The sequence below is a fragment of the Bradyrhizobium sp. CB3481 genome, assembly GCF_029714305.1.
In the GTDB taxonomy this organism is placed as follows: domain Bacteria; phylum Pseudomonadota; class Alphaproteobacteria; order Rhizobiales; family Xanthobacteraceae; genus Bradyrhizobium.
The window spans coordinates 6353900-6366411 of record NZ_CP121647.1 but is presented as its reverse complement, the minus strand read 5'-3'; the positions used below and the strand labels follow the sequence as shown (position 1 = coordinate 6366411).

Genomic DNA, 12512 nt, shown 5'->3' with positions numbered 1-12512 from the left:
GGGAGAGACCCATGAGCAAGCCCGCCAATCCCGTCACACTGCCGCTGGCAGATTACTCGCCAAAGCATTTCCTGCTGGCCGTGGTCGACCGCGTCGCCACCGTCACGCTCAACCGCCCCGAGCGGAAAAATCCGCTGACCTTCGAAAGCTATCGCGAACTCACCGATTTCTTCCGCGCCTGCGCGATGGATGATGAAGTCAAGACCATCGTCGTGACCGGCGCGGGCGGCAACTTCTCCTCCGGCGGCGACGTGTTCGAAATCATCGGCCCCTTGATCCAGATGGACACCAAGGGCCTCACCGCCTTCACCCGCATGACCGGCGATCTCGTCAAGGCGATGCGGGCCTGTCCGCAACCGATCGTTGCCGCCGTTGAAGGCATCTGCGCCGGCGCCGGGGCGATCATCGCGATGGCCGCAGATATCCGTCTCGCCGCGTCAGGCGCCAAGGTCGCGTTCCTGTTCAACAAGGTCGGGCTCGCCGGCTGCGACATGGGCGCCTGCGCGATCCTGCCGCGCATCATCGGCCAGTCGCGCGCCTCGGAACTGCTCTATACCGGCCGTTTCATGACCGCGGAGGAGGGAGAGAAGTGGGGCTTCTTCTCCAGGATCGTCACGCCGGAACAGGTGCTGCCGCAGGCGCAGCTTCTGGGCAAGCAGATATCGGAAGGTCCGACGTTCGCCAACACCATGACCAAGCGGATGCTGGCGATGGAATGGGCGATGTCGGTGGAGGAGGCGATCGAGGCCGAAGCGGTCGCCCAGGCGCTCTGCATGACCACGGAGGATTTTGGACGCGCATTCGAGGCGTTCTCGAACAAGCGGACCCCGGTGTTCGAAGGGAATTGAGGCCCATCTATCCCCTCATGGTGAGGAGCCGCCTTGGCGGCGTCTCGAACCATGGAGGCCCTGATCTTGCCCGCGGCCCATCCTTCGAGACGCGGCCAAGAGGCCGCTCCTCAGGATGAGGGAAGGTGCGGCAACGGGGCTTGCCCAAAAATTGTTTTAGGCTTAAAGTAATTTCTGGACTAGCCCGAAAGCCTGTCTCGGAGGCGAGAGATGAAGATCGCGATTATCGGCGGCGGACCGGCCGGTCTCTACGCCGCGATCCTCTTGAAGAAGCAGCGGCCGCAGGCCGAGATCACCGTCTATGAGCGCAACCGCGCCGACGACACGTTCGGCTTCGGCGTGGTGTTCTCCGACGCGACCCTCGACAATTTCGAGAAATACGATCCGCCGAGCTATCGCCGTATCACGCAGGAATTCGCCTATTGGGACGACATCGCCGTGCATTTCCGCGGCACGGTGCATCGCGTCGGCGGCAACGGTTTTTGCGGCTGCTCGCGCCGCACGCTACTCCTGATCCTGCAGGAGCGCGCCAGCGAACTCGGCGTCACGCTAAAGTTCGAAACCGATATCGACGACGAAGAACGTTTTGCCGATGCCGACCTCATCGTGCTGGCCGACGGCATCAACAGCCGCTTCCGCGACAAATACATCGACCATTTCCAGCCGCAGATCGACCTGCGCTCCAACAAGTTCGCCTGGATGGGCTCGACCAAACCGCTCGACGCCTTCACCTTCATCTTCCAGGAGACCGAGTGGGGCCCGTTCATCGCGCATGCCTATCAGTATGAGGCGGGTCGCTCGACCTGGATCTTTGAGACCGATGCCGAGACGTTCCAGCGCGCCGGACTCGAAGGGCTGGACGAACAGCAATCCGCCGACCGCATGGCCGAAATCTTCGGCTGGTTCCTCGACGGCCATCCGCTGCTGATCAACCGCTCGATGTGGCGCAATTTCCCGATGATCCGCAGCCAGCGCTGGATCAAGGATAACATGGTGCTGCTCGGCGACGCCAAGGCGACCGCGCATTTCTCGATCGGATCCGGCACCAAGCTCGCGATGGAAGACGCGATTGCTCTCGCGGACGCGATGGCCGCGGCGCCTTCGGTCGATGCCGCCTTGCAGACCTACGAGCACGGCCGGCGCGAGGAGGTCGAGAAGACCCAGCACGCCGCCGACGTGTCGCTGGTCTGGTTTGAGCATGTCGACCGCTTCTGGGATTTCGATCCAGTACAATTTGCGTTCGGCGTCATGACCCGTGCCAAGGCCATCACCTACGAGAATCTGATGCTGCGCGCGCCGGAGTTCGTCCGCGAGGTCGACCAGACCTTTGCGAAGCAGGTGCGCGCCAAAGGGTTCGACGTCGATGTCGACAAGCCAGTGGCACCAATGTTCCAGCCGCTGAAGCTGCGCGAGATGGAGATCAAGAATCGCGCAGTCGTCTCGCCGATGTGCATGTATTCGGCGAAGGAAGGCGTGCCGACCGATTTCCACCTGGTGCATTACGGCTCCCGCGCGATCGGCGGCGCCGGCCTGCTCTTCACCGAGATGACCTGCGTCGGCCGCGATGCCCGCATCACGCCGGGCTGTACTGGCTTGTGGAACGACGAGCAGCAGGCGGCCTGGACCCGCATCGTTGATTTCGTCCACGCCAATTCGGCCGCCAAAATCTGCCTGCAGCTTGGCCACGCCGGGCGCAAGGGCGCGACCAAGCTGATGTGGGAGGGCATGGACCGGCCGCTGGCGCAGGGCGGTTGGGACACGATCTCGGCGTCGCCGTTGCCTTATTTCCCGGACAGCCAGGTGCCGCGCGAGATGGACCGTGCTGCGATGGACAGGGTCAAGGCGGAGTTCGTGGCGGCGGCCTTGCGCGGCGAGGCCTGCGGCTTCGACATGCTGGAACTGCACTGCGCCCATGGCTATCTGCTGGCGAGCTTCATCTCGCCGCTGACGAATACGCGCACCGACGAATATGGCGGTACGCTCGAGAACCGGCTGCGCTATCCGCTCGAAGTATTCGCCGCAATGCGCGCGGCGTGGCCGGCGCATAAGCCGATGTCGGTGCGCATCTCCGCGACCGACTGGGCCGTCGGCGGCGTCACCGGCGACGATGCGGTGGCGATCGCGCGCGCCTTTGCCGAAGCCGGCGTCGATCTGGTCGACGTCTCCACCGGCCAGACCGTGCGCGACGCACAGCCGATCTATGGCCGCATGTTCCAGACGCCGTTCTCCGACCAGGTCCGCAACGAGGCCCGGGTCGCCACCATGTGCGTCGGGAACATCACTACCGCAGATCAGGTCAACACCATCCTGGCCGCCGGCCGCGCCGATCTCGTCGCCCTGGCACGGCCGCATCTGGTCGATCCGTCCTTCACGATGCGCGCCGCCGCCTGGTACGGCGCCGATATCGCCTGTCCGCCGCAATATCTGCCCGGTAAGGAGCAGATCTTCCGCAACAGCGTGCGCGATCGGCAGGATTTTGAAGACCTCAAAATTAAGGGTAAGCCGAAGACCCGCGCTGAGCTGAAAGCCGAGGCGACAAAGCCGCTTGCAGCCGAATAGGCCGGATGGCACCCTCTGGCTCGATCTCTCCCTCTCCCCGCCCTTCGCGGGGAGAGGGCAGGGGTGAGGGGCTCTCTCAACGGGCGAGATTGCCGTGAGTGCGGTACCCCCTCACCCGGATCGCACCGGACGATGCTTCGCATCGCTCGTGGCGATCCGACCTCTCCCCGCAAGCGGGGAGAGGTGAAGGAGAGCTGGGACGAGAGTGGAGTAAAGCGCATGAAAGCGATCATCGTCGGGGGCGGCATCGGGGGCCTTACCACTGCGCTGATGTTGCGTGCACGCGGCATCGATTGCGAATTGTTCGAGCAGGCCGACTCGATCCGCGAGCTCGGCGTCGGCATCAACACGCTGCCGCATGCGATCCGGGAACTGACTGGCCTCGGCCTCTTGGAGCGGCTCGATAATGCCGCGGTTCGTACCGATCAATTATATTATCTGAGCCGCCATGGTCAGGAAGTGTGGCGCGAGCCGCGCGGCCTCGACGCCGGGCATGACGTGCCGCAATTCTCCGTTCATCGCGGCCGCCTGCAAAGCGTGATCCACCGCGCCGTCGAGGAACGGCTCGGTCCTGAGCTGATCCACACCGGCTGCCGGCTCGGCTCCTTCGCGCAGCACGAGGGCGGCGTGATCGCGCATTTCTTCGACCGCACCGGCGCCCATGTCAAAACCGCGCGCGGCGATATCCTGATCGGCGCCGACGGCATTCATTCGCGGGTGCGCGAGATGCTGTTCCCGGACGAGGGGCCGCCGTGCTGGAACGGGCACATGCTGTGGCGCGGCGCGCGCGATTGGCCGGCGTTCCTGACCGGGCGCTCGATGATCGTGGCGGGCGGGCTGAATGCCAAGGTCGTGATCTATCCCATCGCGGAAGGCTCCAGCCCGTCGAGCCGGCTGACCAACTGGGCTGTGATGGTGAAGATCGGCGACGGCAATTCAGAGCCGCCGCGCCGCGAGGACTGGTCGCGGCCCGGCAAGCGCGAGGAGCTGATGCCGCATGTCGAGCGGTTCAAGGTGCCCTATGTCGACGTGCGCAGCCTGATCTCGGCGACCCCGGAATTTTATGAATATCCCTGCTGCGACCGCGATCCCTTGCCGTACTGGACCTGGGGCCGCGTCACGCTGCTCGGCGACGCCGCGCATCCGATGTATCCGGTCGGCTCCAACGGCGCCTCGCAGGCGATCCTCGATGCCCGCGCGCTGGCCGATGAACTCGCGCGATCAGAGCATCCGCGCCAGGCGCTGGTGGCCTATGAGAAGAAGCGGTTGCCGATGACGGCCGAGATCGTGCGCTCCAACCGCCGCGGCGGGCCCGAAGGCGTGATCGACGCCGTCGAGCAACTGGCGCCGGATGGATTCACCGATATCGAGAAGGTGCTGAGCCACGCCCAGCGCGAGGCCATCGTGCGCGGCTATGCCTCGAAGGCCGGGTTCGCGGCGCCGCAGCTCGGGCTGGCGGCGGTGCGCGCATAGCGAGCAGCAATCTCCGTCATGCCCGGGCTTGTCCCGGGCATCCACGCCTTGCGGTGTTGGAAGCAGCAAAGACGTGGATGGCCGGGACAAGCCCGGCCATGACGACCACGTGCGTGCTTCACGCTCCGGGAGGCGGCGGCAGGAAGTGGATGTTGTGCTCGGCCGCCAGCGCTACCACGGCATCCGGCTTCTGCTCCTTCATGTTGTGGATCGCCCAGAACAGATCGTAGAGCCGCCGCGTCGGCGACACCCAGAACAGCGTCTTCGCCGTTCGTCCCGACTTGTTGAAGATGCCGTGCGGCTTGCCCATCGGCAACCGTACCAGATCGCCGGGGGTGGCCTGCGTCTCGGCGCCGTCGAGGAAGAAGTCGAGCTGGCCCTCCAGGATGTAGAGATATTCGTCCTGGTCGGGATGGATGTGCGGCGGCACGAAGGTCTCGGCCGGAAACGTCGCATGCCATGAGAAGGAATGCTCGGTGACGTTCTTCGGCACATAGGTCTGGCCGAGAATGCTCCAGGAAATGCCCTGGATGCCTTCATTGGCGCGGGTGATGCCGGCGATTTCAGTCTTCATTGGCTGTTCCCTTCCCAAGATTATTTCGCGGGGCAATCCTTGGCGTAGCGGTCGCCGTAGTTCGAAAACACCTTCTCGACGATCTCGGTCTGGAATTTTCCGTCCGGACGCTTGGCGACCTTGGTCAGATAGAAGTTCTGGATCGGATAGCCGTTGACGTTGAACTTGAAGTCGCCGCGCAGCGAGATGAACTCGGCCTTCTTCAACGCGGCCGAGACGGCGTCCTTGTTCTTCAAATCGCCCTTCACCGCCTTCACCGCGCTGTCGATCAGCATCGCCGTGTCGTAGCCCTGCATGGCGTAGGTGCCGGGTACGCTGTTGTACGCGGCTTCATAAGCGGCGACGAATTTCTTGCTCTGCGGATTGTCCATATCCGGCGCCCAGTTGGCGCCGCCGAACATGCCGACCGCGGCATCCTGCTGCGCGGGCAGGGTGGATTCATCGACGGTGAAGGCCGACAGCACGGGGATCTTCTCGGCGAGTCCCGCCTGCCTGTATTGCTTGACGAGGCCGACGCCCATGCCGCCGGGCATGAAGGTGAAGAGGGCATCGGGCTTGGAGTTGGCGATCTTGGTCAGCTCGACCTGGAAATCCAGCGTGTTGAGTGGCGTGTAGCTCTCCTCGACGATCTCGCCCTTGTAGTCGAGCTTGAAGCCGGCGGCCGAATCCTTGCCGGCCTGATAGTTCGGCACCAGTACATAGACGCGCTTGTAGCCGCGGTCCTGCGCGACCTTGCCGAGGATCTCGTGCACCTGGTCGTTCTGGTATGAGGTGACGTAGAAGAACGGGTTGCACTCCTTACCGGCATAGCTCGATGGCCCGGCGTTCGGGCTGATCAGGAAGGTCTTGTTATCGGTCACCGGGCGATGAATCGCCTGCAGGATGTTCGAGAAGATCGGCCCGACCACGAAATCGACCTTCTCGCGCTCGAGCAGGCCCTTGGCCTTGGATACGGCGCCGTCCGGTTTGAGTTCGTCGTCGACCACGACGACCTCGACATCCTTGCCGGCCATCTTGCCGCCGAGGTCCTTAACCGCGAGCTGGAAACCGTCGCGGGATTGCTGGCCGAGCACGGCGGCGGGGCCGGACAGTGTCACGATGATGCCGACCTTGATCTTCTCCTGCGCCATGGCAGGAGCTGCGACAGTACCCAGCAAAACGGCAAGTCCGGTCAGCTTGAGTCCGGTCAGCTTCAACGACTGCTTCATGATTATTCCTCCGCTCGGCCCTGGCTGCCGAAACTCATGCCACATCAAGTGCTCGGGGCGCAGCTTATTCTGACGATCGCCGCACCTGCAAGCAGAACGCCTCCATGCAAGCCCTGATGCAAGCCCTGCGCCAATTACTTGAAACTTAAAGAAATCTGGGCAATGATCGCGGCCCCAGCCGGATAAAGACTTTCATGACCCTCGATTCAGAGACCAAGGCCGTCGAACTCCCGGAGCATCATGGCGACGAGCTCAGGCTATGGCTGCGCCTGTTGACCTGCACGACCCTGATCGAGGGTGAAGTGCGCAGCCGCCTGCGCGAGCGGTTCGATGTCACACTGCCGCGGTTCGACCTGATGGCGCAGCTCGACAAGGTTCCCGAGGGCATGACGCTGTCTGATGTCTCCAAGCGGATGATGGTCTCGAACGGCAACGTCACCGGCCTCGTCGAGCGCCTCGTTGAGTCAGGGCATCTCGACCGCCGCACCTCGGAAGTCGATCGCCGCGTCCAGGTGATCCGCCTGACCAAGGCGGGCCGCGCCGAATTCCGCAAGATGGCGGCAGAGCACGAACTATGGATCGCCGACATGTTCGGCGACCTGACGCCGAAGGACGTGCGCGAATTGATGCGATTGCTTGCCAAGACCAAGGCGTCGGCACAGAGGTCGGCGAAAGCGCGCACGGCCTGAGATCGGCGGGCGCTAGTTCATTCCGCGCAGCGTTGCCGACGGCGTTTCGCCGAACTTGGCGCGGTAGGCGCTCGCGGTACGGCTGAGATGCGTAAATCCGAGCTCAAAGGCGATCTCGGTCACGCTGTCGTCAGGAGCGGCGGCGATCAATCGGGCATTGAGCTGCGCCAGGCGGATATCGCGCAGCATTTCCGAGATCGACATTCCAAAGTGCCGGCGGAAGCCGAGCTGCAGCGCGCGGATGCCGACGCCGGCGGTCGCGGCAAGCTGCACGAGATCGAGCGGCTCGTCGGCATGCGCATAGAGGAATTCGCGCGCCCGCTGTATCGACGGCGGCAGCACTTCGGCCCGGCCGGCGAAGCGGTCGATCGCCTCGCTCGCGCTGTGGCGCTGGCCGTGAAGCAGCGCTCCCAGCAGCGCCTCGCGGATGTCAGTCGCTGCGACCGGCGAGAGCGGCTTCCGCGGTCCCAGGCGCTCGGCGATATCAACGAATTCCAGAATCTGCGACTGAAGCGCCTGACCGCCGGCGGAGGAGAGATCGACCGCGGGCTCGAATTCGACGGCGCCCGCCGGCCGGCCCGACAGCGCCGCGGCGCGTTGCTCCAAAAGGCGGCGATCGACCAGCAGAATGATCTGGGCGCAATCGTCTTGCCACATCATTTGTGTTGGCATCGTCGGCGACAACAGCGAGGCGCAGGCCCCGGGGACGGTCGCGATGTCGCGCGAGGCGGTCTTGATCCGCGCCGAGCCGTGCACCGGAATTTGCAACAGGAAGAACCGCTCCAGACAGCCGGGATCGATCGACACCGAGCCGCCATAGGCGACGTAGTTGACGGAGAGCCCGTTGAAAATAGCGCTGTTATGCAGTGCGAAGAATTCAGATGAAGTCCTGCGCTCGGGTGTCAGCCGATGGGGACAGAAGATGCGCCCCACAGCGTCGGCGGCATCATCGACGCTGTCGGTGGCGACGCGGGTGAACGCGGCCAGCCGGGCGGCCGGATCACGCCTGGCAATGCTGACGCCCGTCACCACAAATCCGTTCCTCCGCATTATTTGAAGCCTATAATATCTGCGGGCAGGGTGGATGGAAAGGCAATTTGATGGCCGTGGGTGCCCGATAGGGAGGCAGGCGCTCCGCGGTCATTCCGGGTTCGATGCTTCGCATCGTCCCCGGAAAGACGGTGCCTTTCTGCGCCGCAGCATTCAAAAAACCACCAGCGCGTCAGCCCGGATTCGTTTTCCGGATAGACGGTCGCCTCAACCCGATCCAGCCTGCCCAGACCAATTCGGACATCGCAACCACACCAAAACAGCGACAGAGGAGGGCGATATGGCGGCACTCGAAAAAGGCATCACCAAGAACGGCGCCGGGTATGGCGGCAAGACCTGGAACATCCTGGGTCAGGTCTACTTCCCCAAGGCGGTCACCGATTCCACCTTTGCCTTCGAGACCAACAGCGAGCCCGGCCAGTTCGTGCCCGTGCACGTCCACCCGACCCAGGACGAGTTCATCCTGGTGCAGGAGGGCACGCTCGATCTCAAGCTCGACGGCGTCTGGGTGCAGGCCAAGGCCGGCGACCTCGTCCGGATGCCGCGCGGCATCCCGCATGGCTATTTCAACAAGTCGGACAGGCCGGCGCGGGCGCTGTTCTGGGTATCGCCGATGCAGAAGCTCGAGGCGCTGTTCGACAAGCTCCACAATCTCACCGATCCCGAAGAGGTGGTCCGAATCTCGGCGCAGCACGAGGTGGATTTCCTGCCGCCCGAGGCCAACGAATAGCGCGTTGATTTCATCCTAGCTGGAGACGTCGTCATGGTCAGGCGAAAGAAGGTCTGCGTCATCGGCGCAGGCGTATCCGGACTTGCGGCCGCAAAAGCCTTTGCCGCACGCGGCCATCAGATCACGATCATCGAGCGCAGCGGCGATCTCGGCGGCGTCTGGGAGCCGGCGCGCTCTTATCCCGAAGTGCAGACCCAGAGCCCGAAGGACCTCTACCGCTACACCGACAAGGCGATGCCGGATTCCTATCCGGAATGGCCGAAGGGCCCGCAGGTCCATGCCTATCTCACCGCCTACGCCAAGGATCACGACTTGCTCGGCGCGATGCGCTTCAACAGGACGGTGGTGCGGATGGAGCGGCGTCCCGATTCCGCACCCGGCTGGCGGCTCGAAATGCGCGGGCCGGATGGCGCCACCGGTCTGGAAGATTTCGACTTCGTCGCGGTCTGCACCGGGCAGTTCAACGAGCCGCAGGCGCTCAGCCTGTCCGGCGAGGAGGCCTTCAGGGCGCAGGGCGGGCACATCATGCACTCTTCGAAGTACAACGATCCTGATATCGCCAAGGGCCGCAAAGTCGTCGTGCTCGGCGGCTCGAAGTCGGCGACGGATATTGCCGTCAATGCGGTCAATTCCGGCGCGGCGGAGGTGACGCTGGTCTATCGCGAGCCGGTGTGGCGGATTCCGTATTTCATCGGCGGCCTCGTCAATTTCAAACGCATTCTCTACATCCGCGCCCAGGAGGAGATGTTCAAAAGCTGGAGTATCGGTGCGCTATCGCGGCTAGCGCATGCGGTCGCAAAGCCGTTCGTCTGGGCCAACTGGCGCGGGCTGGAGAGCCTTTTGAAGGTGCAGCTCAAGCTCGGCAAATGCGACATGGTGCCGAAGGAAAGAATCGAGGACGGCGTCAACTGCTCGGTGCCGATCGCTACCCCGGGATTCTTTCCGATGGTCGCCGATGGCCGCATCAAGGCTATCAGAGGCAGCTTCGATCATTACGACGGCAATTCGATCGTGATGACGGGCGGGCAGCGCGTTGAGGCCGACGTCGCGGTGCTTGCGATCGGCTACAAGCTCGGCGTGCCGTTCCTGCCGCAGGCGTATCGTGACAAGCTTGTCGATCCCGACGGGCAGTACCGGCTCTATCGTCTGATCGCCAATCCCGATCTGCCCGAGATGGGGTTCGTCGGTTTCAATTCGAGCTTCTGCACCGTGCTGTGCGCAGACCTCGCGGCGAACTGGCTGGTGCGCTACGCCGATGGCCAGCTCGCCCGTCAGCCGACCGCGAAAGAGATGCGGGACAACATCGAGATGATGCTGCATTTCCGGCGGGTCGAGCGGCCGGCCGCCGGCGTCTATGGCGGCCTGTGTGTCGCGCCCTATCACTTCAAGCACTTCGACGAATTGCTGGCCGATATCGGCGTCAACGGACGGCGGCGCAATCCGCTGGTCGAGAAATTCACCCCGCCCGATGCCGCCGCCTATGGTCGCTTCCTGGCCGCAGCGCCGGATTACCGGGCTGCGGCCTAGGGGCAGGGGCCAAGTTCCACGGCCGGGCGCGTGCTGCCCGGCCGTTCTATTTGTGGGCAGGGCCCAATTCCGCACTTGCGGAAAAATACTTTAAGCTTAAAATGATTGACGAGCCAGCGCTGCCGGGCGTCTTTGATCTCAAGCCTTTCCTTGATGAGGCGATGAAAATGTCAGGTAGAACTCCCATCCGATCTCTTGGCCCCTCCGGCCATGTCGATGATTTCGCGCGGCGCAATCTGCCGCCGTCAGAGCAGTGGCCCGATCTGCTGCTGGACCGTCCGGAGTTCGGGTATCCGGAATATCTCAACGCCGCGGTCGAACTCACCGACCGCATCGTCGAAAAAGGCTGGGGCGACCGGATCGCGCTGATCGGCAACGGCCGCCAGCGCACCTACAAGGAGCTGGCCGACTGGTCGAACCGCCTCGCGCATGCGCTGGTGGAGAATTACGGCGTCAAGCCGGGCAACCGCGTCCTGATCCGCTCCGGCAACAACCCGGCGCTGGTCGCGGCATGGCTCGCCGCCACCAAGGCCGGCGCCGTCGTCGTCAACACCATGCCGATGCTGCGCGCCGGCGAGCTCGGCAAGATCATCGACAAGGCCGAGATAGCGCTGGCGCTGACCGACAGCCGCATCGCCGACGAATTGGTCGCCTGCGCCAAGACCAGCCGCTTCCTCAAGCAGGTCGTGAATTTCGACGGCACGTCGAACCACGATGCCGAGCTCGATCGTGTTGCGCTGAACAAGCCGGTGAAGTTCGACGCCGTGAAGACCGGCCGCGACGACGTCGCGCTGCTCGGGTTCACCTCGGGCACCACAGGCGAGCCCAAGGCGACGATGCATTTCCATCGCGACCTCATGATCATCGCCGATGGTTACGCGAAAGAAGTCCTCAACGTCACCGAGGACGACGTGTTCGTCGGCTCGCCGCCGCTGGCCTTCACCTTCGGGCTCGGCGGCCTGGCGATCTTTCCGTTGCGTTTCGGCGCCACCGCAACGCTTCTGGAAAATGCCTCACCGCCCGAGATGATCAAGATCATCGAGACCTACAAGGCGACGATCTGCTTTACCTCGCCGACCGCCTATCGCGCGATGATGGCGGCGATGGACAACGGGGCTGATCTTTCGTCGCTGCGGATCGCGGTTTCCGCCGGCGAGACTCTGCCGGCGCCGGTGTTCGAGAGCTGGACGAAGAAGACCGGCAAGACCATTCTGGACGGTATCGGCTCGACCGAGCTGCTGCACATCTTCATCACCAACCGCGTCGGCGATGCCGTTGCCGGCGCGACGGGACGCCCGGTCACGGGCTATGAGGCGAAGATCGTCGGCGATGACATGAACGAGTTGCCTGACGGCACCGCGGGCAAGCTAGCGGTGCGCGGCCCGACCGGATGCCGCTATCTGGCGGACGCCAGGCAGGCGAACTATGTGCGCGACGGCTGGAATCTCACGGGCGATACCTTTGTTCGCGACTCGACTGGTCGCCTGTCCTTTGTCGCCCGCTCGGACGACATGATCGTCTCCTCCGGCTACAACATCGCCGGTCCCGAGGTCGAGGCCGCGCTGCTGTCGCATCCCTCTGTTGCCGAGTGCGGCGTGGTCGGCGCGCCTGACGAGGCGCGCGGCATGATCGTCAAGGCCTATGTGGTGCTGGCGGGTGGCGCGCTCGGCGATGCCGCGCTGACGCAGGCGCTGCAGGATCACGTCAAGCAGACCATCGCGCCCTATAAATATCCACGCGCGATCGAATATGTCACGCAACTGCCGAAGACCGAAACCGGCAAGCTGCGGCGCTTTGCGCTCCGCCAGATGGCCGCTTCCGGCCCGACGCCGCCGAGCGTTGCGGCGGAATGAT

At 63.9% G+C, this 12512-nt stretch carries 10 protein-coding genes; 7 read left to right on the top strand and 3 right to left on the bottom strand.

Features of this window, described 5'->3' with window-relative positions:
• Positions 1–11: 11 nt before the first annotated feature.
• From QA643_RS30900 to QA643_RS30890, 3 genes are all read left to right on the top strand, one after another.
• Positions 12–848 carry an enoyl-CoA hydratase family protein gene (locus QA643_RS30900; protein WP_283029442.1) on the top strand — a complete coding sequence of 279 codons (837 nt, stop codon included), beginning with the start codon at positions 12–14 and terminating at the stop codon, positions 846–848.
• 210 nt (positions 849–1058) lie between these two features.
• Positions 1059–3407, top strand: coding sequence for a bifunctional salicylyl-CoA 5-hydroxylase/oxidoreductase (locus QA643_RS30895; protein WP_283029441.1), 2349 nt, complete (start codon positions 1059–1061; stop codon positions 3405–3407).
• A gap of 219 nt (positions 3408–3626) precedes the next feature.
• The gene (locus tag QA643_RS30890) at positions 3627–4880 is read left to right on the top strand and encodes a flavin-dependent oxidoreductase (protein WP_283029440.1); all 1254 of its coding nucleotides are present in this window, start codon (positions 3627–3629) and stop codon (positions 4878–4880) included.
• A gap of 118 nt (positions 4881–4998) precedes the next feature.
• Here QA643_RS30890 and QA643_RS30885 read toward each other — a convergent pair whose 3' ends face one another.
• On the bottom strand, positions 4999–5454 hold the full coding sequence (locus QA643_RS30885; protein WP_283029439.1) for a cupin domain-containing protein: 456 nt from the start codon (positions 5452–5454) through the stop codon (positions 4999–5001).
• A 20-nt stretch (positions 5455–5474) separates the two neighbouring features.
• Positions 5475–6662 (bottom strand): ABC transporter substrate-binding protein, encoded by a 1188-nt coding sequence (locus tag QA643_RS30880; protein WP_283029438.1) that lies wholly within the window; start codon positions 6660–6662, stop codon positions 5475–5477.
• Positions 6663–6856: 194 nt separating this feature from the next.
• On the opposite strand from QA643_RS30880, the gene QA643_RS30875 reads away from it, so the two are divergent.
• Positions 6857–7351: a MarR family transcriptional regulator gene (locus QA643_RS30875; protein ID WP_283029437.1), complete on the top strand. Its 495-nt coding sequence runs from the start codon at positions 6857–6859 to the stop codon at positions 7349–7351.
• A 12-nt stretch (positions 7352–7363) separates the two neighbouring features.
• Here the strand turns inward: QA643_RS30875 and QA643_RS30870 are convergent, their stop codons facing one another.
• The gene (locus QA643_RS30870) at positions 7364–8380 is read right to left on the bottom strand and encodes an AraC family transcriptional regulator (protein ID WP_283029436.1); all 1017 of its coding nucleotides are present in this window, start codon (positions 8378–8380) and stop codon (positions 7364–7366) included.
• Positions 8381–8681: 301 nt separating this feature from the next.
• On the opposite strand from QA643_RS30870, the gene QA643_RS30865 reads away from it, so the two are divergent.
• The 3 genes from QA643_RS30865 to QA643_RS30855 all read left to right on the top strand — a co-directional run bounded on the left by QA643_RS30865 (position 8682) and on the right by QA643_RS30855 (position 12511).
• Complete coding sequence (locus tag QA643_RS30865; RefSeq protein ID WP_283029435.1) at positions 8682–9131, top strand: cupin domain-containing protein; 450 nt, start codon at positions 8682–8684, stop codon at positions 9129–9131.
• A 33-nt stretch (positions 9132–9164) separates the two neighbouring features.
• Complete coding sequence (locus QA643_RS30860) at positions 9165–10658, top strand: FAD-dependent oxidoreductase (protein WP_283029434.1); 1494 nt, start codon at positions 9165–9167, stop codon at positions 10656–10658.
• Between the two features lie 167 nt (positions 10659–10825).
• Positions 10826–12511 carry an AMP-binding protein gene (locus tag QA643_RS30855; protein WP_283029433.1) on the top strand — a complete coding sequence of 562 codons (1686 nt, stop codon included), beginning with the start codon at positions 10826–10828 and terminating at the stop codon, positions 12509–12511.
• Position 12512: the final 1 nt, after the last annotated feature.

Excerpts from the sequence above, each read along its gene's own strand:
- QA643_RS30900 (WP_283029442.1), top strand. The coding sequence starts at position 12 with ATGAGCAAGCCCGCCAATCCCGTCACACTGCCGCTGGCAGATTACTCG.
- QA643_RS30865 (WP_283029435.1), top strand. The coding sequence starts at position 8,682 with ATGGCGGCACTCGAAAAAGGCATCACCAAGAACGGCGCCGGGTATGGC.
- QA643_RS30895 (WP_283029441.1), top strand. The coding sequence starts at position 1,059 with ATGAAGATCGCGATTATCGGCGGCGGACCGGCCGGTCTCTACGCCGCG.
- QA643_RS30885 (WP_283029439.1), bottom strand. The coding sequence starts at position 5,454 with ATGAAGACTGAAATCGCCGGCATCACCCGCGCCAATGAAGGCATCCAG.
- QA643_RS30860 (WP_283029434.1), top strand. The coding sequence starts at position 9,165 with ATGGTCAGGCGAAAGAAGGTCTGCGTCATCGGCGCAGGCGTATCCGGA.
- QA643_RS30880 (WP_283029438.1), bottom strand. The coding sequence starts at position 6,662 with ATGAAGCAGTCGTTGAAGCTGACCGGACTCAAGCTGACCGGACTTGCC.
- QA643_RS30890 (WP_283029440.1), top strand. The coding sequence starts at position 3,627 with ATGAAAGCGATCATCGTCGGGGGCGGCATCGGGGGCCTTACCACTGCG.
- QA643_RS30855 (WP_283029433.1), top strand. The coding sequence starts at position 10,826 with ATGTCAGGTAGAACTCCCATCCGATCTCTTGGCCCCTCCGGCCATGTC.
- QA643_RS30875 (WP_283029437.1), top strand. The coding sequence starts at position 6,857 with ATGACCCTCGATTCAGAGACCAAGGCCGTCGAACTCCCGGAGCATCAT.